Here is a 25,496-nt window from a genome sequence, read left to right on the forward strand (position 1 = left end):
GCGGGTCATGGGGACGGGGTGACAGCTAGGCTCGGAGGATCATGCGATTCCTGCCCGTACCGGACGCGCCGCTGGCCACACCGCCCACGCGCTCCACCCGCGCCGTCCTGGCCTGGCTGCTGCGGCGCGCCGCAGCCCCCTTCGCCGTCGCCTGCGCGGCCTCCATCGTCGCCAATGTCATCCAGGCGATCGTCCCGGCGTTCCTCGGCGCCGCCCTCGACTCGGGGATCGAGTACGGCCTGACGCCGCGCATCTGGGCCCTCGCCCTGGGCCTGCTCGCCCTGTTCTGCGTCTACGCCGTCGGGGACACGATGCTGTCCTACTTCTCCACCCTCGTGCGCCTGCGCATCTCCTTCGACATCGACCGCCTCGTCGGCCGCCAGGTGACCACGACCGGCGCCGCCCTGGACCGCCAGACCTCCTCAGGCGAGGTCTCCTCGATCGTCGCCTCGGACTCGGACTCCATCGGCACCTTCTTCCAGCGCGCGGTCCCGGTCATCGGGGCGGCGGTCTCCTTCGCGGTCGTCGCCGTGCTCATGCTGCGCACCTCCCCACTGCTGGGCACGATCGTCATCATCGGGATGCCGCTGACGGCGTGGATTGTCACCCTCGTCATCAAGCCCCTCCAGTCGCGCCAGTCGCGCCAGCGCGAGGCGCAGTCCGAGGTCACCACGATCACCACCGACACCGTCGCCGGATTGCGGATCCTGCGCGGCATCGGCGGGGAGGAGGTCTTCGCCGACCGCTACCGGCAGGCCTCTCAGGAGCTGCGGCGCCGGGGCGTGCAGGTCGCCGGAACCCAATCGATCCTCATGAGCCTGCAGGTCCTCCTCCCAGGGCTGTTCGTGGCCGCCATCGTGTGGGCCGCGGCCAGGCTGGCCATCGAGGAGGAGATCACCGCCGGGGAGCTCATCACCTTCTACGGCTACACCGCTTACCTGTCCTGGCCCCTCATGGTTTTCTCCTCCTCCGTCCAGGAGTACACGCGCGCCGTGGTGGGCGTGCGCCGCCTGCGCCGGCTCCTCGAGACCGCCCCCACCGCCGGGACCACCGCCGAGCGCCAGCACCTGGAGCGCGACATGCGCTCCGCCGAGCCCGTGACCGGCCAGATCCACGACACCGCCTCCGGGGCCCGCTTCGCCCCCGGGCTCATGACGGCGATCGTCGCCCCCAACCCGGATATCTCCGCCGCCCTGGCCACCCGCCTGGGGCGCTTCGACGACGGCGCCTCCCCCGTCACCCTGGACGGCGTCGACCTGCGGGAGATGGGACTGGCCCGGGCGCGCGCGAGCATCGTCGTGGCGGGGGCCGAGGCCCAGCTCTTCACCGGGACGCTGCGCCAGGCCCTTTCCGGGCGGGACGCCCCCGACCCTGTTCCCGTGGGCCCGGCCGAGCTCGCCGCGGCGGAGGCCCGGAGGGCCGGGGTGGCCGACGTCGACCAGCAGGTCCGCCCGCAACCACGCCAGGCCGATGGCGACAACCGGCTCCTGGCCGCCCTGGAGGCCGCCGACGCGAACGACATCCTCACCTCCCTGCACGCCGGCCTCGCCGGGATGATCACGGAGAAGGGGCGCTCCCTGTCCGGCGGGCAGCGCCAGAGGGTCGCCCTGGCCCGCGCCCTGCTCACCGAGGCGCCCGCCCTCGTGCTCATCTCCCCGACCTCCGCCCTCGACTCCCATACCGAGGCGCGGGTGGCCCAGCGGATCCGCTCGGCGCGCGCCGGGCGCACCACGGTGGTGGCCACCGAGTCGCCGCTGGTCCTGGCAGTCTGCGATGAGGTCGTCCTCCTGGGCGAGGATGGCCGCGAGCGCGCTCGGGCCACCCACCGCGAGATGCTCTCGCGCGCGAGGGCAGGCGATGAGTCCGCACTGGCCTACCGGCGGATCGTCGCCCGAGCCACCGGCTCTGAGGACGCTCCCGACGGCAACGACGCGGGCGGCGCGGACGCGGCTCCCGCCGCGGCGTCCGAGCCCATCAGGGGGGTCGATCGCTGATGGCGCTCCCCCTGGCTCCCGGTCGCGTCGCCATGCGCAAGGCGCTGGGCATCATCTCCGCCTACCGCTGGCGCTTCGCCGGCGTCCTGGCCCTCCAGATCGCCGCGGTCCTGGCCACGCTCGTCGCCCCGCAGCTGCTGGGCCGGCTCGTCACCCGCGTCTCGCAGGGAACCGCGAGCGCCTCCTACGCGGACGGCGTCGTGGGGGCGATCGTCGTCGTCACGCTGCTGGGGGCGCTCACCAACCGCTACGCGCAGATGCACGCGCGCACTCTGGGCGAGTCGGTGTTCGCCGACCTGCGCGAGCGGATGATGACGCGGGTGGTCCACCTGCCCCTGTCCGCCGTCGAGTCCGCGGGCACCGGGGACCTCGTGGGCCGCACCACCAACGACATCTCCCGCATCGAGTTCCTCGTGAGGGTGGGGATCCCCCAGATCATGGTGTGCGTGGTGACGATCGTCTTCACGGTCCTGGCCGCCTTCACCGCCGATTGGCTGCTCGCCCTGGCCCTGGGCGTCATCGCGCCGCCCGTGTGGCTGACGATGCGCTGGTACCTGCGCCGCGCGGTGCCGGTCTACCGGGCGGACCTGGCCGCCGTCGCGCGCCTGAATGGGACGGTCTCGGAGACCGTCGAGCACGCCGAGACCGTGGATGCCCTGGCCCTGGGGGCGCGCCGTGAGGCGGCCCTGCGGGCCGATATCGCCGAGGCCTGGAGCCTGGAGGAGCTGGCCGCGCGCCTGCGCCTGGTCATGTTCCTCATTCTCGACATCGCCTGGCGCGCCCCGGTGGTCGTAGTCCTGCTGTGGGGCGGATTCCTGGCCTCACGCGGCTGGGTGGGCCTGGGGGAGATCACCACGGTGGCGCTGTACGCCATGGAGATCCGCAAGCCGATCGGCCAGCTCATGTTCTGGATCGACCTGCTGCAGGTGACCCAGGCGGCGCTGTCGCGGATCATGGGGGTGGAGGAGGTCCCGCCGGACCGCACCCCCACCGGCGAGGTCCCCCGGGGCAAGCGGATCGTGCTCGACGACGTCCGCTTCGCCTACCGCGAGGGCGTCGAGGTGCTCCACGGCATCTGCCTGGAGCTCGTGCCCGGGGAGAGACTCGCCGTCGTCGGCCCGTCCGGATCGGGCAAGTCAACACTGGGGCGGATGCTCGCGGGCATCAACCCGCCGACCTCGGGGACAGTGACCGTCGGCGGGGTGAGCCTGACCGACCTGACCGAGACCGAGCTGCGCGGGCACGTGGCCCTCGTGACGCAGGAGCACCACGTGTTCGTCGGCTCGATCGCGGACAACCTTCGCCTGGCGCGCCCGGACGCCGACGACGACACCCTGCGCCGGGCGCTGACCTCCATCGGGGCCGATGCCTGGGTGGATTCCCTTCCCGACGGGATGGGCACGCGCGTCGGCTCGGGCAACCTGGCGCTCACGCCGGCCCAGGCCCAGGAGGTGGCCCTGGCGCGGCTGGTCCTGCTCGACCCGCACACCCTCATCCTCGATGAGGCGACCTCCCTGCTGGACCCCGGCGCGGCCCGGCGCCTGGAGCGCGCGCTGTCCACCGCACTGGCCGGGCGCACGGTCATCGAGATCGCCCACCGGCTGTCGACCGCCCACGACGCCGACCGGATCGCCGTGGTCATGGAGGGCAGGATCACCGAGCTGGGCACGCATGACGAGCTCGTGGCGCTCGGCGGGGAGTACGCCTCCCTGTGGGAAACCTGGAGCCGCTCCTGAAGGACTAAGGACGATGGACCCTTTCCCCCTCGGCGCGGCGGCGCGGCGCCCATGCGTGCACGCGTCGCGCACCGCGCCGCGCGGTATGACATCCTGTGTGGAGCATTCGCGCACCGCGCCCGACCGCGCATCCGACCAGGAGGGTCAACCATGAGCGAGACTCCCACCACGCCGCCGCCACTGCCAGGCGCCCCCGGCTCCTACAGCCAGGGCGGCGCGCGCGGCCCCCAGCCGACGATCGGCGAGCTCATCGCCCGGATCTCGGAGAACATCTCCGGCCTCATCCAGGGGGAGATCGACCTGGCCAAGGCCAAGGGCAAGCGCATGGTCACGAACCTGGGGCTCGGCGCGGCGCTTCTCGGCGCGGCGGGCGTCCTCGCGCTGTTCGCCCTCGGGATCCTCCTGGGGGGGATCGTGCACCTGCTGGCGCTCGCGCTGCCTTTGTGGGCCGGCTACCTCATCGTGGCGCTCGTCCTGTTCATCATCGTCGCGATCCTGGCGCTCCTGGGCGTCAAGCGCCTCAAGAAGGGCCGCAGTGACGTCCCGGCGCCCCAGGAGGGCCTGCGCTCCAGTGCGGAGACCGTGAAGTCCGCCGTCGCCTCCGGCCTGAGGAAGGGAGGCGAGGCGCTATGAGCGCCCAGCCCGATTACGGCATCATGCCCGGCGGCCGGTCGGAAGCCGCGGGAGCGCCGGGAGCGACCGCGCGGTCGACGCCCCCCGCACCCCCCGCAGCGCGGGTCACGGCGTCGTGGCCCGACCGGCCCATGCCCTCGGCGGTCCCGCCGATGCCGCCGCACCCCGCCGCCCCTCGGGCGCACGCGCCCCGCTCCGATGCGGCGGAGGGCGCCCCCACCCGGCCCGAGGCGCCGTCCGCGCCGTCGAGCCCCGAGGAGATCCAGGTGGCGCTCAATGCCCGCCGCGCCGCCCTGGCCGCCGACGCCGAGGCCTTGGGCGAGCGCCTGGCGCCCGCCGCCGTCAAGGCCGTCGTGAGTCGGAGGGCATCGGCCGCCGTGACCGCCGCGCGCGGCTACGCCGAGGAGGCCGGCGCCCAGGCGCGCTCCTTCGTCGCCGCCCACCGGCACGACTCCCCCACCCAGGCCGCGAAGAGCGCCGCCATGCGCGTCAAGCGCTTCCTCGATGACGCGGCCGATGGCGATCCCCTCGCCCTGGGGGTCGTCTCTCTGGCCGGTATCGCCCTGGCCGGCGGCGGCGTCGCCAGTCTTGCCAGGCTCGCCCGAGCGGACCGGCGCCAGGCCTTCCCAGCGGAGTAACAGGAGCACCTATGAGCGAGCAGAGTGGGTCGGCGGCGCCGACCCCCGAGGAGATCGAGGCCCGACTGCGCGCGCAGCGCGAGGCCCTGGCGGGCAGCGTCGACGAGTTGGCGGCCCGCGTGGACCCCAGGGTCCAGGCGCGTGCCGCGGGCGAGGAGCTCAAGGAGCGGGCGCAGGAGACCGCCTCGGGCCTGCGCGAGCGGGCCGAATCCCTGAGGGACCGCGTCTCCGGGACCCTGCACCGCGCCAGGGCCGGGGACGCCGAGGCGATCCGCTCCACCGCGACCGTCGCGGCGGTGACCGGCGGCACCATCGCCGCGGCCGTTGCACTGGGGCGCCTGCTGCGCCATTGACCCGGATTCCCGGCGATCGGGCCCGCGCCGGCGGGGCCCGGAAATCCCAACAGCCACGCCAGTCCCGCCCTCCGAGCGCCGAATGGTGCTCATGCTCGGTGACGATGTACGGTTGCCTCACGACACATTAGCCCATGCACGCGCGCGCCTTGAGCGCGCTCAGAGACACGTTGGAGGGGGTCGAGCCTATGGGGCGCGGCCGTCAGAAGGCCAAGGCGACCAAGGTCGCCCGCAAGCTCAAGTACTTCAGCCCGGAGACCGATTACGCGGCGCTCGAGCGCGAGCTCTCCACCGCATCGGGTCCTGAGGCCGACGACCAGATCGATTACGAAGCGCTCGCCTCCAAGTACGACATCCCGGACGAGGACGCCGAGTGGGATGCCCCCAGCGAGACGGCGCCCACCCACGGCACTCGACGCCGCTGAGGCCGCCGCTGGCGCCCTGCCCCGCCGCGTCCTCGCGGGCGCTCCACTGAACGGCGCGCCGCCCCCGGCAGTCCCCGGGCGGTGGCGCCGGGGCGTTCTCCCTGTCAGTGCTCACGCAGCCCCCACCGCGCTCCCAGGTTCGTCACCCTACGGTTGACCCGCTCTTGAACAGCTCAAGAGTTGTCGCCCGCTCTCATGCGGGCGCTCCGAGCCGGTGCGCCCGCGCCTCATGCCCTGCCGGACGGGCCGCGTCGGCTGAGAGCTCATCTCGACGAAGGGAGACACTGTCGATGGCACGCAAGGACGAAGCTCAGCCCAGCGAGTGCGGTGCCTCCGCGCCCCAGATCAGCCCTCTCAACGAGGCTGAGACCGCGTGGATCGACATGCTCGTGTCCCAGGCCGACCAGGCCGGGCTCATGACGTCACCAGCCGCGCTCCAGGAGTTCCTTGTGGCCGAGCGCGCCGCGTGGTCGTCGGTCGCCCCCGAGGAGCGGGAGGACCCGAACCCGACCGTCTCCATGATCGGCGCCGCCCTGGGCCAGATGCTCGTCAACCAGTGCGGCCTCTCCTGGGCCCTGGTGACCGACGAGTACGGGACCGATGCCGCGGTGGTCGGCGATCCCGGCCAGATCACCCTGTTCCCCATCAACGCCGTCGCCAAGCGCTGGACGGGGCAGAGCGAGGGGGACCTGGCCGACTACGTGGAAGGCGCCCGCCGGGCCATTGAGCGGCGCCGGCGCGCCGAGGCCACCGCCTAGCCGGGGGCGCCCCGCCCCACACAGGACTCTCGACGCCGGCAGCGTCGATCCCCTGACCCTGAGCAGCCGGTCCACCTCCTTGATGCGCGCGATCCCTGATCGCGCGCAGGGCCGGGTCCCTGAGAACGGCGCCGGGCGCACCGTGGTGCGCCCGGCGCCGTCATGCTCGCGAGCCGGCGGACCAGTCCCCCGGACGGGGCGGTCCGGCGAGCCCCGGCCGCCGGCGGTGCTCGTCACGCCCGATACTGGCCGTGGATGTCGACGGAACCGCCGTCGACGCCCTTGGCGCCGGCCACGACCCGTCCACTGGGCGCGTAGCCGGCGGCGTCATGGACGGTTCCGAGCACCCAGGCCTCGATGCCCGCCGCCCGGCTGGCCGCCATGGTGGCGTCAGCGGCCTCCGGGTCCACCACCGCCACCATGCCGACTCCCAGGTTGAGGGTGGACTCGAGGTCGCCCCAGGGCACCTCCCCCAGGGCGCGGACAAGGTCGAAGACGGGCGGGACCGTCCAGGCCGAGCGGTCGACGTCGCCGACGAGGCCGGTGGGAAGGACTCGGGAGAGATTGGCGGCCAGTCCCCCGCCGGTGATGTGGGACAGCGCATGAACGCTCATCTCGCCGGAGCCGTCATCGGGGCTGACGCGCTCGAGGATGCCCAGGCAGGCGGCGGTGTAGAGGCGGGTGGGTTCGAGGAGCTCGGCGCCGAGCGCCCTGCCGAGCTCGGGGACCTCGCGGTCCAGGGACCAGCCGGCGTGCTCGATGACGCGCCGCACGAGGGAGTACCCGTTGGAGTGCAGGCCGGAGGAGGCCATGGCGATAAGCGCGTCCCCCGCGCGCACGCGCTCGGCGCCGAGGACGCGGTCGGCCTCGACGACCCCGGTGGCGGCGCCGGCGACGTCGTAGTCATCGGGGGCCATGAGGCCGGGGTGCTCGGCGGTCTCCCCGCCCAGCAGGGGCGCGCCGACGGCGGCGCAGGCCTTGGCCACGCCGCGGACGATGTCGGCGACGCGCTCGGGGACCACGCGGCCGCAGGCGATGTAGTCGGTCATGAGCAGGGGGCGGGCACCGACAACGACGATGTCATCGACGACCATGCCCACGAGATCCTGGCCGATGGTGTCGTGGACGCCGAGGGCCTGGGCGATGGCGACCTTCGTGCCGACCCCATCGGTGGAGGTGGCCAGGAGGGGGCGCCGGTAGTCGCGCAGCCCGCTGACGTCGACCATGCCGGCGAATCCTCCGACGCCGCCGACGACCGCGGGCGTCATGGTGGCGGACACAGAGGCCTTCATGAGCTCGACGGCGCGGTCCCCCGCCTCGGTATCGACGCCGGCGGAGGCGTAGGTGATGCCGGTAGATCCTGTGGTGCCTGTGGTCCTCACTGGGGGTGTCCTTCCTCGGGGGCGGCGGGCGCCGGGTCGGTGGTGGGGCCGGCGGGCGCCCCGGGGCGGGCGCCGTCGGGGACGCGGACGGTCTGCGGCTGCGGGGCCGTGCGGCGCTTGGGGGCGGTGGCCCGGGTGGAGCCGGTGGCGAGGTCCGGCATGGTGATGAGATCCGGGCTGATGTAGCGCGGCGCGCTGGGCACAGCGGGCCGGGGCTCGATGGCCTCCCGGCCCTGGTCGGCCGAGGCGGCCGAGGCGATGACGCCCTCGCGGGGCGGGGTGATGGGGTAGGAGCCGGTGAAACAGGCCAGGCAGAGCTCGTTGCCCGGCTGCCCGCTGGCCTCGATCATGCCGTCCACGGACAGGTAACCGAGCGAGTCCGCGCCGATGGAGTCGCGGATCGCGTCCACGCTCATCGAGGTGGCGATGAGCTCGTCCCGGGTGGCGAAGTCGATGCCGTAGAAGCAGGGCCAGAGCACGGGCGGGGAGGAGATGCGGATGTGGACCTCGGCGGCGCCGGCCTCGCGGAGCATGCGCACGAGGGCCCGCTGGGTGTTGCCGCGCACGATGGAGTCGTCGACGACGACGAGGCGCTTGCCCTCGATGACCTCGCGCACGGGGTTGAGCTTGAGGCGGATGCCGAGCTGGCGCAGGGTCTGGGTGGGCTGGATGAAGGTGCGGCCCACGTAGGCGTTCTTCACCAGGCCCTGGGCGTAGGGGATGCCGGAGGCCTGGGCGTAGCCGATGGCGGCGGGGGTGCCGGACTCGGGAGTGGCGATGACGAGGTCGGCGTCGACGGCGTGCTCGCGGGCGAGGATGGCGCCCATGGTGTTGCGGGCGGTGATGATGGAGCGGCCCGCGATGCGCGTGTCGGGGCGGGCGAGGTAGACGTACTCGAAGACGCATCCGGCGCGGCGGGCGGCGGCGAAACGGGTGGAGCGAACGCCGCCGCCATCGATCTCGATGAGCTCTCCGGGCTCGATCTCGCGCACGAAGCGGGCGCCGACGATGTCCAGGGCGGCGGTCTCGGAGGCGACCACCCACCCGGCGTCGAGCCGGCCCAGGACGAGGGGGCGCACGCCGTGGGGGTCGCGGGCGGCGTAGAGGGTGTGCTCGTCCATGAAGACCAGCGAGTAGGCGCCGCGCAGCATGGGAAGGACGAGCCGGGCGGCGGAGGCGACGTCGGGGGCGGGGCCGCCGTTCGCGTCCCCTGCCGGGGCGCCATCGGGGGCCGGGAGGAGGCCGGGCCAGGCCTCGGCGCGGTCAGCCGCGTGGTCCCAACCCGCGGGGGCGCCCGCGGTGGAGACGAGGTTCATGAGCGCGGCGATGACGGCGGTGTCGGTGGACGAGCCCCGGCCGAGCTCCCCGGTGAGGTCCTCGCCGCTGGCCGCGTGGACGGCCTCCATGAGCTCGCGCGTGTTGGTGAGGTTGCCGTTGTGGGTCAGGGCGAGGGTGGAGCCAGCCACGGGACCGAGCATCGGCTGGGCGTTCTCCCAGGTGGTGGCGCCGGTGGTGGCGTATCGGACATGGGCGACGGCCATGTGGCCGGCGAGGTTGGTCAGGACGGGGTCGTCGAAGACCTGGGAGACGAGGCCGAGGTCCTTGTAGACGCGGATGGAGGCGCCGTCGGTGGTGGCGATCCCGGCGGATTCCTGGCCGCGGTGCTGCAGGGCGTAGAGCCCGAAGTAGCACAGCCGGGAGACCTCCTCCCCGGGGGCCCAGACGCCGAAGACGCCGCACTCCTCGCGGATCCCGGGCTCGTCCTCGACCCGCGGATCAACGGTGCTCGGGCCCGGCGCCACCGCGCCGGCCCCGAGGTCCGCGGGGCGCCCGGGGCCCTCCGGGCGCCCAGGCGCGCGGTCGCCCCGGGAGGAGGCGGATGGAGTGGTGGAGCGGAAGGACGCGAGCGTGGGGATCTCACCGTGACGCACAGAGGCATCCTCCCACACCCCGTCCCCTCTTCAGACGACGAGCCACATCGCGGCGGTCAGGAGGAACCCGATCAATCCGGCGATGGTCGACAGCGCCGTCCACGTCCGCAGCCCGTCCTTGACGGACAGGCCCATGTACTTCGTGACGATCCAGAACCCGGAGTCGGAGATATGCGACAGGCCGAGCGCCCCGAAGCCGATGGCCATCTGGATGAGGACGACCTGGAGGGGCGAGTAGCCGCCGGTAGCGACGGCGTCGGCCAGCAGTCCGCCGGTGGTGAGGATCGCGACCGTGGCCGAGCCCTGCGAGGCCCGCAGCGCCAGGGAGATGACGAAGGCGGTGACCAGGATCGGCATATTGGCGTCCACGAGCACCCCGGACAGCGCCTTGCCGATCCCGCTGGCCACGAGGACGGAGGCGAAGACGCCCCCGGCGCCGGTGACGAAGACGATCGTGGCGACGTCGGGCAGGGCGGAGTCCAGGACCGTGCCGCGCTGCTCCAGGTCCCAGCGCTGCTGGTGGCCCACCACGACGTAAGCGAGCAGGACTGCGGTCAGCAGCGCCGTCGTCGAGGAGCCGATGAAGCCCAGCACCCCGTGGGCGGTGCTCCCCTTCTCGACCATCATCTGCCCGACGGTCCCCAGCATCATCTGGGCGATGGGCTCGATGATGAGGAGGATGACGGTGAGCGGCCCGGTGGCGCGGGGACGGGCGATGGCCCCGCCCGGCGCGTAGGTCGACTCGGCGCTCTCCTGCGCGGAGCCCAGCGAGCTGCCGTCCAGGACGATGCTGTCCACCTTGAACAGCTTCGAGGCGTAGTAGGAGGCGACGGCGACCAGGGCGCACACGGGCAGGGAGGCCATGGTCAGCAGCCCGACATCGGCCCCCAGGGTCGCGGCGGAGGCCACCGGTCCGGGGTGGGGCGGGACGACGACGTGCAGCGCCATGAGGGTGGCGGCGACCGGCAGCCCGATCCTGAGCGGGTTGATCCTGGCGATGTGGGCGAAGCCGAAGACGATCGGCGCAAGGATGATGAAGCCGACATCGAAGAAGATCGGGATGCCCAGGATGAAGGAGGCCGCGGTCACGGCTGCGATGACGCGTTGCCTGCCCAGCATGCGGGTGAAGCGGTCGGCGAGGATCTCCGCGCCTCCGGCGGCCTCGATCACGCGCCCCAGGATCGCCCCCAGGCCCACGATCATCGCCACGGTCCCCAGGGTCTTGCCCATGCCGTTGGTCATGGTGGTCACGACGTCGCCCACGGGGATGCGGGCGGCGAGCGCCAGGCCCATGGAGACCAGGAGCATGGCGACGAAGGCGCTCATCTTGGCCTTGATGACCAGGAGGAGCAGAACGGCGATGGCCGCTGCGGCCAGGAGCAGCAGGACGGGCGCGGACAGGACGGGCTCGGGGGGTTCCTCGCCGGCCATGGGCAGTATGGAGGCGAGCACCGGGGCCAGGCCCGGGCTCAGCGCGACGGCGCTCATGCCGGCGCCTCCCCGGACCGGTCGGCCCCGCCCGCCTCTCCCCGGCTCGGCGCCACCACCGTGATGATGCTGGAGTCGTCCCGGGCGGCCAGCCCGCGCAGGGCGCCCTGGAGGTAGAGCTGCTCGGCGGCGGCCGCGACGGGGGTGGACAGGCCGGCGCCCTTGGCGGCCGCGGTGACGATGCCCATGTCCTTGACGAAGATGTCGAGGCGGGAGCGGACCTCGGCGCCCTCGGCGTCGTAGGCCTGGAGCATGCGGGGGCCGCGGTCGCCGAGCATGAAGGACTCGGCCGCGCCGGCCATGAGGGCCCGCAGGGCCGCCTCGGGGTCGAGGCCGAGTGCTCGGGCCAGGGCGAGGGCCTCGCCGGCGGCGGCGATGTGGACGCCGCACAGGAGCTGGTTGACGGTCTTCATGGACTGGCCGTAGCCGGGGGCGTCGCCCACGCGCACGAGGGTGGAGGCCATGGCGTCCAGGACGTCGTGGGCGCGCTGCCAGGCGTCGTCGTCGGCGCCGACGACGACGAGGAGGTCCCCCTGGCCGGCGCGCGCGGGGCCGCCGGAGACGGGGGCGTCGATGAGGGCGAGGCCCGCGTCGGCCAGGCGCGCGGCGACGTCCTTGACGCCCTCGCCGACGGTGGAGGTGAGCAGGACGATGGCGCCGGGGCGCATGGCGGAGGCGATCCCGGTCGGGCCGAAGAGGAGTTCGTCGAGCTGGGCCTGGTTGCGCACGGCGACGAGGACGACGTCGGCTCCGGAGGCGGCCTCGGCGGCGCCTGCCGAGGGCGCGACCCCGGCCCGGGAGGCGAGGTCCATGCGCTCGGGGGCGATGTCGAAGCCGGTGACGGTGAAGGCGGTTGCCAGGTGGGTGGCCATGGGCAGCCCCATGGCCCCCAATCCGAGGACGGCGACGGTAGTGGTCATGATGATCTCCTGATCTGGTGGGGGCGCGGCTTCTCAGGGGGTTGTGTTGAGGGTCTTGACGACGACGGCGAGGGAGTCGTCGTCGCCGACATTGCCGGCGAAGACGATGTAGGGGACCCCGGCGGCGGGCCCGTCCTGGGGCTCCCACAGCGAGACGATCCCGGGGAGCATGGGGCCGCGGACGATCGCCCGGCTGATGCCCAGGCCCTTGGAGGCGACATCGGATGAGGTGATGCCGCCCTTGGCGATGACGAAGCGGGGGCAGCGCGCCGCGACGATGCGCTGGACGACCTCGACGACGGCCGCTGAGACGCGCCGGGCGAAGTCGAGGGACTCCTCGGGGTCCTTCCCGGGCACGAAGGCCCCGCCGCGGCGCACGACGACGTTGCCGTCCGCCAGGGTGGCGGCGGCGCGGTGGGCGATATCCAGGACGTGGGCATCGCGTCGCTGCGGGTCGAGGATGGTGGGGACGTCGAGGACGAGCTCAGGGGTGGCGGTGTCCGCGTGCAGGGCGTCGACCTGCCGGCCCGTCAGGCCGACGTGGGAGCCGATGACGATGAGGCCGCCCCGGGCGTCGGTGGCCGGGGCCGTGCTCGCGGGCTGGGCCTGGTCGGGGGTGAGCGGGGGGTGGGGCCTCTGGCCGATGCGGGCGCGCACGAAGGGCGGTCCGACGCGGTAGACGAAGGTGGACCCCGACTCCTCGGCCCTCTGGAGGGCCAGGGCGAGCAGCAGGAGGTCGTTCTCCTCGGCGCAGTCCACGGCGATGGGGGCGCGGTCCCGTGCGCCGCGCAGGGCCGCGACGACGGCGTCGGGGTCGGTGCGCAGCGCAGCCAGGTCGATGACGATGACATCGCCGGCCGCCGTGGCGCCCCCGGTCTTCTCCTCGACCCAGGCGGCGAGTTCGGAGGAGCGGTAGCCGAAGGTCCTGTCCCGGGCAAACTCGGTCTGGCCGACGGGGACGTACCCGGTGGTCGGGGAACCGGCGTAATGAGTGCCGTGGACGGTGATCCGCCCCGCGTCGGCAAAGGCCGGCGACAGGATGATGCCGTCGACGCGGGCGCCGTCGGCCTCGACGAGGTCGGCGATGGTGTCGGGCTCGAGGGGGTAGTGGCCGCGCAGGGTGGAGTCCGAGCGGGAGACGAAGGCGACGGCGCGCCCGGTCGCCCGGGAGGCCTCCAGGGCGTGGGTGACGACCTCGGTGTTGACTCTGGCCGCGTCCCGGGGGTCCAGGGACCGCGAGTTGGTCATGACGTAGACGGCGGGGGCGCCGGTGCTCAGCGCCCAGGTGAGGTCGGCGACGCTCCAGCCGGTGACCACGGGCAGGTCGGCGACGGACTGGGTGCCGGTGGGGTCGTCGTCGAGGACGATGAGGACGCGGTTGAGTCCTTCGGTGATGGCGGCGCGGTCGACGCGGGGGCCCTGCGGGATCCCCGCGGTGAGCTCGTCGAGGGTGATCATGCTCGCTCCTTTGCGACAAGTCCTCTGATGAATATCTGGCGAGTATGCGGGGCGCGTCCGCGAGGACCGGGGACGGGGCGGGGTGGCGCGGTTCAGGAGCCGCGGGGAGTCGGAAGGGCCGGGAGGACCGGAGGGGCGGGGTCGGGCGGGCACGTGGGCGGCCCGCCATCGCAGCCCTCGATCGGCCCCGATGCGACCGGAACGGTGGGGACGATCGGGGTGTGGGAGAGCAGGTCGTTGCTCGTCTGCTCCATATGCGCCCGCATGGCCGCCTTGGCGGCATCGGGCGATCCGGCGCGCAGGGCGAACAGGATGCGCTCGTGCTGCTCGATGGCGTGGCTCCTGACCTCCGGGTGGGCCGAGGTCACGAGCCTGGCGCGCATGAGCTCCTCGCGCAGCGGGGCGTAGGTGCCCACGACGAGCGGGTTTCCGGCCGCGTGGATGAGCAGGTCGTGGAAGTCGAGGTCGGCCCGGGCGGCGGCCTCGACGTCGTCGCGCTGGTGGGCGCGGCGCAGGTCGCCGATGGCGCGGCCCATGGCATCGAGCTGGTCCGGGGTACGGCGAGCGGCGGCGAGACCCGCTGAACCGACCTCGAGCATGCGGCGCGCCTCGAGCAGGGCCAGGCCAACCTCGCGCTCGTCGCGGCGGGCGCGCTCGAGCATGAGCAGGCCCGCCAGGTCCGTCCAGCGGTCCGGGTCGACGACGTAGGTGCCCGAGCCCTGGCGGGAGCGCAGGACGCCGCGGGCGACGAGGACCTTGATGGCCTCGCGCACGGTGAGGCGCGAGACCTGGAGGTCCTCGGCCAGGGAGGCCTCGGCGGGCAGCGCGCCGCCCGGCCGGTAGGTGCCGGCGACGACGCGGGCGAGGAGGGTGTCGACGATGACTGCGACGATGCTGACGCGACCGTTCATGCCGCCTCCCGTCCCCTCAAGTCCTCAGATGACTTGATGTACGTTACGGCAGTCACACCTGACGCGCAAGGGCTCGCGCCCCTCCACCCGGGCTCCGCGCCGGGAGCGACCCGGCCGCCGCGCTCACCTGTCCGCTTCCAGCCGGAAGCGCGTCCTACCGGCGGCGACGTCGACCGATTCGAGCCGGACGCGCACGTCCTGACCGACGGGCAGGCTCCGGCCGACAACCGTGCCGCGCACCGCCGGATCGTCGAGCATGACCTCGCCGCGCCCGTCGCGCTCGGAGGTGATGACGGCGTCGAAGACCTCCCCCTCGTGCCCGGCCAGGACGAGGGCCTCGATGGCGTCGATGGCGCCCCTGCTGGCGGCGCTCGCCCGCCGCCCCGTCGTCGCCATCGTCTCGGGCAGGCCCGGCAGCGCCTCCACCACCCAGTCGGGCGCACCGCGCCCGTCGCAGGCGGCGAGGCAGGCCTCGAGGCCGTAGCGGTCGACGAGCCTGCGCAGCGGCGCGGTGACGTGGGCGTAGCGGGAGGCGATGGCCGCGTGCTGGGCCTCGCCGTCGGCAAGCGGCTCACCGCCGGGCAGGAGGGTGAGGTAGCCCGAGCCGCGGAAGAGGGTGAGGGCGTGATCCATGAAGGCCAGGTGCGCGGGGTCGGAGGCGTCCAGGCCGCGCACGAGCTCGGCGTAGGGGACGGTGGCGGGCCAGTCGATGCGCAGCGCCCGGGCGACGCGGCGCAGCCGGCGCCGATCCTCCTCGGCGGCGGGCGGCATGGTGCGCAGGACACCGACGCCGGCGTCCGCCATGATCCGCGCGGCGCAGATCCCGGTGAGCAGGGAGATCTGGGCGTTGAAGCCCTCGACGGCGACCGGCACGCGGAAGACGAGGCGGTAGGCCTCGCCGTCGCGCTCGATCTCGTGCTCCGGGGCGGGCAGGGACACGCCTCCGCGGGCGGCCTCGCGCTGCTGGCGCAGGGTGCCGATAGTGGCCAGCAGGGCGGGCAGTTCGGCGGGGACAGCGCCCGGGAGGGGCGTGCCGGTATCGAGCGCGGCCTGGACCTCCTGGTAGGTCAGGCGCGCGAGCGAGCGCACGAGCGCCCGCTCCACGTGGGCTGCGACGATGGCGCCGGCGGCGTCGAGGTCGATCGTCCACAGGCAGGCGGGGCGCTCCTGGTCGGGCAGGAGGGAGGCGGCGCCGTGGGCGAGCACGGGCGGGTGCAGGGGCGTGGAGGCGTCGGGCAGGTAGACGGTCTCCCCGCGGCGCGCGAGCTCGGCGTCGAGGCTCCCGCCGGGGGTCACGAAGGTGGCCAGGGAGGCGATGGCGTAGGAGATCCGGTAGGCGGCCCTCCCCGCGCCGGGGTCGGAGGCGGCGCCGCACGGCCCGGGGGCTCCCCCACTCGCCGCGGCGGGCCCCGGGAGCGCGTCGGCATCGAGGCGCTCCAGGGCGACGGCCTGGTCGAGGTCCATGGAGCCGGGCGGATCGATGGTCACCAGGGGCAGGTCACGGGCGTCGCGGGCTCCCGCGGCCAGGAGGCGCGCCGGGCCGCCGGCCCGCCATGCGGCGGCGGCCGCCTCCGCCTCGGCGAGCGCGTCGGCGGGGAATCCCTCGGCCCCGGAATCGGGGATCTCGTAGCGCTCGCGCAGGGCGGCGAGCGCGGCGACGACGGGTCCGGGCGGTGCGGTGAAGCTGCTGAGGCGGGCGCGGCTCATGGGGCGAACCTACCGCGTCGGCGGCGCGCACTGGTGGAGGCGGGATCAGGCGGGCATGAGGGGCAGGTAGGGGCTGAGGTCGCAGCGCTCCCCCGAGGCCATCAGGGCCCCCGAATCCGTGGCGTCCTCCCAGGCCAGGCGGCCGGTGGCCAGGGCGAGCCAGGTGTCGGCATCGGTCTCGACGACGCTGGGCGGGGTGCCGCGCCGGTGGGTGGTCCCGGCAACGGCCTGAGTGGCTCCGTAGGGCGGGACGCGGACCTCGACGCTGCGGCCCGGCGCGCAGGCGGCGAGCTCCTCGAGCATGTAGCGAACGGCGGTGGCGAGCACCCGGCGATCGACGGCGGCCGACCGCGCCTGGGCCCCCTCCCTCGCGCCGGCTCCGGCGACGGCCCAGGCGCGAACGGCGGAGGCGCCGTCGGAGGGGTCGATGCGTCGTCGTGCCGGCATGGGCTGAAGATACCCGAGCGCCCAGGACACGCGGAATGCGCGAACCGACCCGCAGTAGTGCCGCGATGGCGCCCAGCCGATGCGAAATGTCCCGGGCCCCGCTCGCGACGGCGAACGGGGCCCGGGACGTCGGCGCGGCGCGGGGATCAGGCTGCGGCCGCAGCCGCAGCCACCTTGCGGTGCCCGAGGCCCTTGAGGGCCACCACGAGCGCTGAGGTCACCGCCACGCCGGCGAGAATCGCCAGGAGGAAGCCCACCACGTTGGTGATGGCGAAGGCCACGAAGAGGCCGCCGTGGGGGGCACGGGAACCCACGTGCAGGGCCATGGTCAGCGCGCCGGTGACGGCACCGCCGGCCATGGTGGCCGGGATGATGCGCAGCGGGTCGGCGGCGGCGAAGGGGATGGCCCCCTCGGAGATGAAGGACAGGCCGAGCAGCCAGGCGCTGCGGCCGTTCTCGACCTCGGCCTTGGTGAACAGGCGGGGGCGCAGGAAGGTCGCCACGGAGACGGCCAGCGGCGGCACCATGCCGGCGGCCATGACGGCCGCCATGATCTCGAAGGAGGCGGTTGTCTGCGCGGATAGGCCGGCCGTGGCGAAGAGGTAGGCCGCCTTGTTGACGGGTCCGCCCAGGTCGAAGCACATCATGAGACCGAGGATGACGCCCAGGAGAATGGCCGAGCTGCCACCGGACATCGAGGTCAGCCCGTCCTGGAGGGAGGTCATGAGTGCCGCGAGCGGCCGGCCGAGCACGAGGTACATGAGCCCGCCCACGACCAGCGTGGTCCCCAGCGGGATGACGACGACGGGCATGAGCCCGCGCAGCCAGCGGGGCACTGCGAGACCCGCGAGCCAGGCGGCGACGTAGCCGGCGAGGATGCCTCCCACAAGGCCGCCGATGAAGCCGGAACCGACCGCGGTGGCCACGACGCCCATGGCGAAGCCGGGGGCGATGCCGGGGCGACCGGCCAGTCCGAAGGCGATGTAGCCGGCGAGCGCCGGGACGAGGAAGCCCATGGCGGCCTGACCGAGCATGAACAGCACGGAGCCGAGGTAGAGGAGCATCCCCGAATGGATGCCCTCGCCGACAATGGCCGTCGGCGGGTTGGTGAGCGAGTAGTCCTTGACCACCGAGGCCGCGATGGACTCGCTGGCGCCGTCGGGGGTGAGGGCGACGCCGTATCCGCCGAGCAGGAACCCCAGGGCGATGAGCAGACCGCCCGCCGCGACGAAGGGGATCATGTAGGACACGCCGGTCATGACGGCGCGCTGGAGGCGCCGGGCCCAGTGGACGGAGCCCTGGTCCTCCTCCGCGGCGTCCTGGCCGCCTGCGGCGTCGGCGGGGACGCGCTGGGCGGCGGGATCGTCGATGGCGGCGAGGGCCTGGTCGATGAGGCTCCCGGCATCGTTGACAGCGGCCTTGACGCCGACGTCGATGACCGGCTTGCCGGCGAAGCGCTCGCGCCCCTTGATGGGCAGGTCGTGGGCGAAGACGACGGCGTCGGCGCGCTTGATGAGCTCGGAGTCGAGGGCGTCGATCTTGCCCGAGCCCTGGCCCTCGATGCGCACGGTGATGCCGCGCTCGGCGCCCGCCTGCTCGAGGGCCTCGGCGGCCATGAAGGTGTGGGCGATGCCGGTGGGGCAGGAGGTGGCGCCGACGATGATGCGCTCGCCGGCGGGGGCAGCGGGAGCGGCGTGGGCGGGAGCGCTCGCCTCCTCGGCGCTGGCGCCGCCCTCGAGCAGCTCGGGCTGGACCTGTTCGGTGACCATGCGGACGACCTCCTCGGCGCTGCCCGCGCTGCGCAGGGCGTCGGTGAAGTCGGTGCGCATGAGGCCGCGGGCGAGCTTGGCGAGGAGCTTGAGGTGCATGTCATCGGCACCCGCGGGAGCGGCGATCATGAAGATGAGGTCGGCGGCCCGGCCGTCGGCGGCGCCGAAGTCCACCGGCTCGGCGAGGCGGGCGAATCCGAGGCTGGCGGCGAGCACGTGCTCGGAGCGGCAGTGCGGGATGGCGATGCCGCCGGGGATACCGGTGGGGGCGGTGGCCTCTCGGGCCAGGGCGTCGGATGCCAGGCCCTCGGGGGCGTCGGCCCGCCCGGCCCCCGCGACAACCCCGGCCAGGTAGGTGATGACGTCGCTCTTGTCGGCGCCGGGGCTGGCGTCGAGCGCGACGAGCTCGGGGACGATGAGCGGCGCGGTGCCGCCGGTGTCGATGGTCTCGGTCATAGTGCTTCCTTGGATCGGTCGGTGCCGGGGATGCCGGCGGATCGGGTCATCGGGTCGTGGGGCGCCGGTGGTCGGGCTCGGTCTCGCAGCCGAACGCTCAGGCGAGCCGGGTGACGGCTGGCGGGGCTCCCGGCAGATCGGCGGGGGTGGGCAGGGTGGTTCCGGGCAGGGAGGCGGCGGCGGAGCCGTAGAGCATGGCGGTGGCCAGGCGCTCGGCGGGGCCGTCCCCGCGGGTGTCGGCCAGGACGTAACCGGCGACGGAGGAGTCGCCCGCGCCGACGGTGGAGACGACGTCGATGGCCGGAGCCGGGCAGTGCCAGGCGCCCTCGGCGGTCACGAGGACCCCCCCGGCGGGCCCGAGGGTGGCCATGACGGCGGTGACACCGCGGTCGACGAGGACGCGGGCGGCGTCGACGACGGGGGCGAGATCCCCGGCGAGGGCGCCGTCCTCCAGGGCCATGGCGCGCTCGGCAGGCAGTCCGGCGAGCTGGCCGAGCTCCTCGCCGTTGGGCTTGATGAGGTCGGGGGCGGCCTCCGGCAGGGCGGCTGCCAGGGCGGCGAGCGGGGCGTCCGAGGTGTCGACGGCGATGCTCACCCCCGTGGGGCGCAGCAGCGCGACGAGGCGGGCGTACCAGTCGGTGGGGGCGCCGGGCGGCAAGGAGCCCGACAGGATCGCCCATTGGGAGCCGTCGTCCCCGACCGAGCCGCCCCCGGCCCTGACGGCCGCGAGCAGAGCCTCCTCGATGGCGGCGCGCTCGGGCCGGCCCAGCTCGGCGCCGGGCTCGTTGATCTTGGTGGTGGTGCCGTCGGGCTCGGTGACGGCGGTGTTGACGCGCGCGGTGCCCGGCACGGTGACGGGGGCGACGGTCAGGCCGGGCTGTGCGACGGCCTCGAGGGCGACCCGCAGGGGGTCGTGCTCGGCGGCGGGCAGGACCGTGGTGGCCTTCAGGCCGGAGGAGACCAGGACGCGGGCGACGTTGACGCCCTTGCCACCGGGGTCGGTGACGACGCTGGTCAGACGGTTGACGCCGCCGCGCACGAGAGGCCCGGGCAGGGCGACGGTGCGGTCGAGCGAGGGATTGGGCGTGAGCGTGACGATCATGCGATGCGGACCTCGGTTCCTGTGGTGGACAGATGACTGGCCAGAGAGTCGGGCAGGGGGGCGTTGGTGATGAGGAGGTCGACGTCGGCGGTGTCGGCGAAGGAGACGAGGTGCTCCTGCCCGATCTTGGAGGCGTCCGCCAGGGCGAGGACGCGGCGCCCGGCTCCCACCATGGCGCGCTTGACGGCCGCTTCGTCCGGGTCGGGCGTGGACAGCCCGTGCTCGGCGCTGATCCCATTGGCGCCCAGGACGGTGGCGTCGGCCCTCAGGTGGGCGAGGGCGTCGAGAGCCTCCGGGCCGACGGCGGCCTGCGTCATGCCGCGGACCTGCCCCCCCAGGACGCGCACACTGATGCCCTCCCGGGGGGCGAGGAGGGAGGCGATGAGCAGGGAGTCGGTGATGACGCGCAGGTCGAGGCCCGTGGGCAGGAGGCGGGCGAGCGCGGCGGTGGTGGTCCCGGCGTCGAGGAGGAGGCTCATCCCCCTGCCCGGCTCCAGGGCATCGAGGGCCGCCGCAGCGATGGCGGCCTTGGCGGGGGCGTCCGCGAGCTCGCGCTCGGCGACGCCGGTCTCGGGGGAGGCGCTGACGGGGGCCGGGACAGCACCGCCGTGGACCTTGCGCAGGGCCCCGGCGCGGTCGAGGGCGCCGAGATCGCGGCGAATGGTCTCGACGGTCACGCCGTAGCGGGTGGCGAGCTCGGTGACGTGGACGCGGCCCTCGCGCGCGACGGCCGCGACGATGCCCGCTTGGCGTTGCTCGACGTTCACGCTGCCCTCCTCGACGACACTGTCCCGGATGCCCTGGAGCCCATATCAATGCCCGAACGGGCATTGATATGGGCTCAATAAGCCCTAACAAGCACAATCGTACGCCCGCTCGGGCGTCACGTCACGTGATCTACACCATATCCTAGCCGAGCCCGCGCGACGGCGCCCGCCACCTGCGGGCAGGTGGCGGGCGCCGTCAAGAGTCGGAGCCGGCGGCGCGGGGCCGCCGATCCAGCGGGGCGGGACTCAGACGACCCCGTGGGCGATCATGACGTCGGCGACGCGGGTGAAGCCGGCGGCGTTGGCCCCCAGGACGTAGTCGCCGGGGCGGCCGTACTCCTCAGCGGCGGCCACGCAGGAGTCGTGAATGTCGGCCATGATGGCGGTGAGCTTGGCCTCGGCGGTCTCGAAGCTCCAGCGGGTGCGACCGGCGTTCTGCTCCATCTCGAGGGCGGAGGTCGCCACGCCACCGGCGTTGGCGGCCTTGCCGGGGGCGTAGAGGATGCCGGCGGCCTGGAAGGCCTCGATGGCCTCGGGGGTGGAGGGCATGTTGGCGCCCTCGGCGACGACGGCGCAGCCGCCTCGCAGCAGCGTGGCGGCGCTGGAGCCGTCGAGCTCGTTCTGGGTGGCGCAGGGCAGGGCGACGTCGACCGGGACGTCCCAGACGCGCCCCTCGGTCACGAGGCGGGCACCGGGGCGGCGGGAGACGTAGTCGGCGACACGGCCGCGCTCGACCTCCTTGACCTGCTTGAGGAGGTCGAGATCCACGCCGGCCTCGTCGACGACGTAGCCGGAGGAGTCGGAGAAGGTGATCGGGGTGGCGCCGAGCTGCTGGGCCTTCTCGATGGCGTAGATGGCGACGTTCCCGGAACCGGAGACCGCGACCCTCTTGCCCTCCAGGCTCTGGCCCCTGGTGGCGAGCATGGACTGGGCGAACAGGACGGTGCCGTAGCCGGTGGCCTCGGTGCGCACGAGGGAGCCGCCCCACGCCAGGCCCTTGCCGGTGAGGACTCCGGCGTCGTAGGAGTTGCGCAGGCGCTTGTACTGGCCGAAGAGGAAACCGATCTCGCGACCGCCCACGCCGATGTCGCCGGCGGGCACGTCCGTGCTCGGGCCGATGTGGCGGGAGAGCTCGGTCATGAAGGACTGGCAGAAGCGCATGACCTCGGCGTCGGAGCGGCCGTGGGGATCGAAGTCGCTTCCGCCCTTGCCACCGCCGATGGCCTGGTTGGTCAGGGCGTTCTTGAAGATCTGCTCGAAGCCGAGGAACTTGATGATGCCGGCGTTGACGCTGGGGTGGAAGCGCAGGCCGCCCTTGTAGGGGCCGAGGGCGGAGTTGAACTCGATGCGGAAGCCGCGGTTGACCTGGACGTTGCCGGCGTCATCGACCCACGGGATCCGGAAGATGACCTGGCGCTCGGGCTCGACGATGCGCTCGAGGAGCGCGCCCTCGGCGTAGTGCGGGTGCTTGGCGATGACGGGGGCGAGGGAGTCCAGCACCTCCCGGACGGCCTGGTGGAACTCGGTCTCCCCGCGGTTGCGGGCGACCACCTGCTCATAGACCTTTTCAACGACTTCAGCCATGACGGACTCCTTCGCGTGCTCGCGTCCTCATAAAAGGCACCGTGCTTCTGCCCCGGTGCCGGATTCAAGCGTCCCATCGCCACATTTCGCTGAGATGAATGATCTCACTCAGTGACTTCTCTGCGGCGCGGGCCACAGTCCTCGCGTCGGGGCGCCCCCGCCAGGGCCAGTCGGCGCGCTGTCCCGGGGCCTCGATGGAAAGAGAGGTGGGGCCGCCCCCGCGAGGAGGCGGCCCCACCACCGCGGCCCCCGGACCCGCCCGGGATCATGCGCCGGTCGGCTCAGGCCTTGGCTGCGTGGACGACGACCACCGACCAGGGCGCGACGACGACCTCGCCGTCGAGCACCTGCCCGGTCCCCTCGGGCCAGTAGTTGCACTCGGGCTCGGCCCAGGCGGCGGTGTCGGCGATCCGCCGCCACTGGGCGCCTCCCTCGTCGCCGGGCACCTCGAAGACAACGGCGTCGCCGGCCATGTTGATCATGGCGCAGAAGGCCTCGTCGGGGGCGTCGATGACGACTCGCAGGGCGCGGTCGCCCTCCTGCGGGGAGCCGGCTCCGGCCGGGGCGCGGAAGAGGTAGGAGACGTCGTCGCCGCCGACCTGGTCATCGCCCCAGGAGGCCTGGCGCAGGGCGGGGTGGTCATGGCGCAGGCCCATGAGGAAGCACGCGAAGCGGAAGAGCGGATTGACATTCTCGCTGGGCGCGTCGAAGGTGCCGAGGTTGTCGTGGTACGAAGCCTCGACGTCGGCCTCGACGGGGACGCCCTGGGGGGCGCTCGTGGGCACCATCGCGTAGTTGGTGCGCATGGCGACGGTGTCGATGGCCCACGGGTTGTTGTTGCCGTTCTGGGTGTGGCCCATCTCGTCGCCGGCCACGACCATGGGCACGCCGCGCGAGAGCATGAGGATCGCCCAGAAGTTGCGCAGGCGCTGGCGGCGCAGGACATGGTCGCCGCCGGAGTCCCAGGACATGTTGTCGTCGTTGCCGCCGTCGGAGGGGCCGAAGGGGGCGGGCAGGGCGTTGTTCTTGGCGGGGTAGCTCACGAGGTCGGCGAGGTTGAAGCCGTCGTGGGCCACGACGAAGTTGACGGACTTCCGGAGACCGCCATTGTCGTCGAAGTGGTGGTAGTCGCCATTGACGACATCGATGAAGGCCCCGGTATTGCCGTCCCCCTTGGCGAAGCGGCGCACGGCGTCGCGGTAGCGGCCGTTCCATTCGCCCCAGCCGCGCGGGAAGTTGCCGACCTCGTAGCCCCACAGGTCCCAGGCCTCGGCGATGACCTCGATGTCCTGCTCGGAGGCGAGGTCGGCGATGCCGGTGAGCAGCGGGTGCTCGTTGAAGAAGCGCTTGAGACTGCCCCAGTCGTCGGCGGCGGCCTCAGCGGGCATGCGGCCCAGCACGGTGGCCAGGTCGAAGCGGAAGCCGTCCACTCCCATCGTCGTGCACCAGTAGCGCAGCGAGTCCAGCACGAGTTGGCGGGCCACCGGGGAGGAGTAGTTGATCTGGTTGGAGGTGCCGGTGGCGCCGTCGACGAGGATCTTGTCGGTCGTCATCTGGTAGTACTCGGCGGTCGCGAAGCCGCCCAGGCTGGTGAAGCCGACGGTGTTCACGTCGCCGCCCCAGTTGCCGCCCTCGGCGGTATGGTTGTAGACGACGTCGAGGTAGACCTCGATGCCGGCGGCGTGGAAGGCGTCGACCATCTCGGTGAACTCACGGGTGGGGCCGCCCCAGCCCTTGTCCGCGGAGTACTGGCGGTTGGGGGCGAAGAAGGACAGGGTCATGTAGCCCCAGGCGTTGGTCTTGCCCTCGCGCCCGGACTCCGAGGCGTTGGTCTCGTGGACGGGAAGGAGCTCGACGGCGGTGAAGCCGGCGGCCTTGAGGTAGGGGGCGAGCATGCCGGCCCCCTTATAGGTGCCCTGGTACTCGGCGGGGATATCCGCGACGTCCTCGAAGCCGGACTCGCCGGCGAGTAGGTCGCGCAGGCGCGCGGCGGAGGGATGCCCGGTCAGGTGCTTGACGCTGGCCTCGTAGACGATGGCCTGCTCGGCGGGCAGGTGGGGTTTGGGGGCGGTGGCGGCATGGGCGGCGTCCTCGGGCAGGACGACACCCTTGGGGGCGTAGGGGGCGGTGTCGATCTGGCGACGCGGGACGGTGGCGCCGGCAATCTCGATCTCGTCGCCGCCGGTGCCGAAGAAGCCGTCGTTGACGCCGTAATCGTCCAGGCGATCGGTGTAGACGGTATGGGTGATCTCATGGGAGTAGGGGTCGAAGAGGACCTTGTTGGGGTTGAAGCGGTTGCCCTGCTCATCGAGGTCGGCGAGGAAGCCAATGGCGGAGCCGGGCGTCCAGGCGGGGTCGTAGGGCCAGTTGGGCCCCCAGGCGCGCCAGCCGAGGAGGGCACCGGCCTCGAGGCCGGCGATCTGGGCGCGCCAGACACCGTCCTCGCCGCGCGCGGGCAGGAAGGTGCTCGACGCCGTCGCCCCGAGGGCCTCGGGGTAGACCTCGAGTTGGAGCCGGGTGGCGGCGGGGCGTGGACGGCCACCGTGACCCCATCGGGGCCGAGGTGGGTTCCGAGCGGCCAGGTTGCGCTCGCCCAGGCGGGTTCATTGACGGCAATGGGTTGAGACATGAGGTCGAGTCCGCCATCACCGCCTGGGAGCCCGCTGTGGGGGGCGGCGCCGGTCCAGCCCGAACCGGGCAGGCCCAGACCGCACCTGCACCCAGAAGAGCCTGAAGACCACCTACACCGTCATGAATATGATGGCGGAAACGATGATGGCGACCGCAAAGGTCGCGGCATAAACGAACAATCGCCGGGACCTCTTCCACCGCCCCCTGCCAGCACCGCCCACCATCATCCTTGAGAATAACTCGGAAAAGGCCAGTATCACCAGAAAGGAGAGAATCCACGCCCACCACGGAATGCCGCGATTGAAGAGCATCACAACCGCAGTGATGGACGCAGCCAGCAGTGCGTTATACCCATGGTTCACACGAGGTTGGGACATAATTTGGACCCTTAACAAGAAATTGCGGT

General features: G+C 73.1%; 20 protein-coding genes. 7 read left to right on the plus strand and 13 right to left on the minus strand.

Translation table 11 applies throughout. The features are described 5' to 3' along the window. Positions 1–41: 41 nt before the first annotated feature. The 7 genes from B1H50_RS01900 (at position 42) to B1H50_RS01930 (ending at position 6,537) form a co-directional block, all read left to right on the plus strand. On the plus strand, positions 42–1,994 hold the full coding sequence (locus B1H50_RS01900) for an ABC transporter transmembrane domain-containing protein (RefSeq protein WP_080462111.1): 1,953 nt from the start codon (positions 42–44) through the stop codon (positions 1,992–1,994). Beyond that, positions 1,994–3,730, plus strand: a complete 1,737-nt coding sequence (locus tag B1H50_RS01905) for an ABC transporter ATP-binding protein (RefSeq protein WP_080462112.1) — start codon at positions 1,994–1,996, stop codon at positions 3,728–3,730. Before B1H50_RS01900 ends, B1H50_RS01905 begins: the two co-directional genes overlap by 1 nt. Before the next feature lie 150 nt (positions 3,731–3,880). Continuing rightward, a complete protein-coding gene (locus B1H50_RS01910) occupies positions 3,881–4,363 on the plus strand; it encodes a phage holin family protein (RefSeq protein WP_080462113.1) in 483 nt (160 codons plus the stop codon). Beyond that, positions 4,360–5,001: a hypothetical protein gene (locus tag B1H50_RS09595; protein ID WP_143231746.1), complete on the plus strand. Its 642-nt coding sequence runs from the start codon at positions 4,360–4,362 to the stop codon at positions 4,999–5,001. The genes B1H50_RS01910 and B1H50_RS09595 overlap by 4 nt, the downstream gene beginning before the upstream one ends. Positions 5,002–5,012: 11 nt before the next feature. Continuing rightward, on the plus strand, positions 5,013–5,354 hold the full coding sequence (locus B1H50_RS01920; protein WP_080462115.1) for a DUF3618 domain-containing protein: 342 nt from the start codon (positions 5,013–5,015) through the stop codon (positions 5,352–5,354). 188 nt (positions 5,355–5,542) lie between these two features. Beyond that, the gene (locus tag B1H50_RS01925; RefSeq protein WP_080462116.1) at positions 5,543–5,779 is read left to right on the plus strand and encodes a DUF3073 domain-containing protein; all 237 of its coding nucleotides are present in this window, start codon (positions 5,543–5,545) and stop codon (positions 5,777–5,779) included. A 290-nt stretch (positions 5,780–6,069) separates the two neighbouring features. After that, on the plus strand, positions 6,070–6,537 hold the full coding sequence (locus tag B1H50_RS01930; protein WP_080462117.1) for a DUF3806 domain-containing protein: 468 nt from the start codon (positions 6,070–6,072) through the stop codon (positions 6,535–6,537). Between the two features lie 233 nt (positions 6,538–6,770). On the opposite strand, the gene purM is transcribed toward B1H50_RS01930, so the two are convergent. The 13 genes from purM to B1H50_RS01995 form a co-directional block, all read right to left on the minus strand. After that, the gene (purM, locus tag B1H50_RS01935; protein WP_080462118.1) at positions 6,771–7,919 is read right to left on the minus strand and encodes a phosphoribosylformylglycinamidine cyclo-ligase; all 1,149 of its coding nucleotides are present in this window, start codon (positions 7,917–7,919) and stop codon (positions 6,771–6,773) included. After that, complete coding sequence (gene purF, locus B1H50_RS01940) at positions 7,916–9,850, minus strand: amidophosphoribosyltransferase (RefSeq protein WP_373284806.1); 1,935 nt, start codon at positions 9,848–9,850, stop codon at positions 7,916–7,918. The genes purM and purF overlap by 4 nt, the downstream gene beginning before the upstream one ends. 30 nt (positions 9,851–9,880) lie before the next feature. Further along, positions 9,881–11,338 (minus strand): GntP family transporter, encoded by a 1,458-nt coding sequence (locus B1H50_RS01945; protein ID WP_229657842.1) that lies wholly within the window; start codon positions 11,336–11,338, stop codon positions 9,881–9,883. Beyond that, on the minus strand, positions 11,335–12,258 hold the full coding sequence (locus tag B1H50_RS01950; RefSeq protein ID WP_080462119.1) for an NAD(P)-dependent oxidoreductase: 924 nt from the start codon (positions 12,256–12,258) through the stop codon (positions 11,335–11,337). Before B1H50_RS01950 ends, B1H50_RS01945 begins: the two co-directional genes overlap by 4 nt. Positions 12,259–12,291: 33 nt before the next feature. Next, the gene (locus tag B1H50_RS01955) at positions 12,292–13,716 is read right to left on the minus strand and encodes a four-carbon acid sugar kinase family protein (RefSeq protein WP_080462120.1); all 1,425 of its coding nucleotides are present in this window, start codon (positions 13,714–13,716) and stop codon (positions 12,292–12,294) included. Positions 13,717–13,808: 92 nt separating this feature from the next. Next, positions 13,809–14,627: a FadR/GntR family transcriptional regulator gene (locus B1H50_RS01960; RefSeq protein ID WP_080462121.1), complete on the minus strand. Its 819-nt coding sequence runs from the start codon at positions 14,625–14,627 to the stop codon at positions 13,809–13,811. Positions 14,628–14,750: 123 nt separating this feature from the next. Then, positions 14,751–16,334 (minus strand): RNB domain-containing ribonuclease, encoded by a 1,584-nt coding sequence (locus B1H50_RS01965; protein WP_080462122.1) that lies wholly within the window; start codon positions 16,332–16,334, stop codon positions 14,751–14,753. A 45-nt stretch (positions 16,335–16,379) separates the two neighbouring features. Then, positions 16,380–16,781 carry a sterol carrier family protein gene (locus B1H50_RS01970; RefSeq protein WP_080462123.1) on the minus strand — a complete coding sequence of 134 codons (402 nt, stop codon included), beginning with the start codon at positions 16,779–16,781 and terminating at the stop codon, positions 16,380–16,382. Between the two features lie 146 nt (positions 16,782–16,927). Continuing rightward, a complete protein-coding gene (locus tag B1H50_RS01975; RefSeq protein WP_080462124.1) occupies positions 16,928–19,006 on the minus strand; it encodes a PTS fructose transporter subunit IIABC in 2,079 nt (692 codons plus the stop codon). 97 nt (positions 19,007–19,103) lie between these two features. Next, a complete protein-coding gene (locus tag B1H50_RS01980; protein WP_080462125.1) occupies positions 19,104–20,108 on the minus strand; it encodes a 1-phosphofructokinase family hexose kinase in 1,005 nt (334 codons plus the stop codon). Beyond that, complete coding sequence (locus B1H50_RS01985) at positions 20,105–20,875, minus strand: DeoR/GlpR family DNA-binding transcription regulator (protein ID WP_080462126.1); 771 nt, start codon at positions 20,873–20,875, stop codon at positions 20,105–20,107. The genes B1H50_RS01980 and B1H50_RS01985 overlap by 4 nt, the downstream gene beginning before the upstream one ends. 246 nt (positions 20,876–21,121) lie before the next feature. Then, positions 21,122–22,459: an NADP-specific glutamate dehydrogenase gene (gene gdhA, locus B1H50_RS01990; RefSeq protein ID WP_080462127.1), complete on the minus strand. Its 1,338-nt coding sequence runs from the start codon at positions 22,457–22,459 to the stop codon at positions 21,122–21,124. Positions 22,460–22,740: 281 nt separating this feature from the next. Further along, positions 22,741–24,354, minus strand: coding sequence for an alpha-amylase family glycosyl hydrolase (locus B1H50_RS01995; RefSeq protein ID WP_229657841.1), 1,614 nt, complete (start codon positions 24,352–24,354; stop codon positions 22,741–22,743). Between the last annotated feature and the right edge of the window lie 1,142 nt (positions 24,355–25,496).

Source organism: Actinomyces gaoshouyii, from assembly GCF_002072175.1.
In the GTDB taxonomy this organism is placed as follows: domain Bacteria; phylum Actinomycetota; class Actinomycetes; order Actinomycetales; family Actinomycetaceae; genus Actinomyces; species Actinomyces gaoshouyii.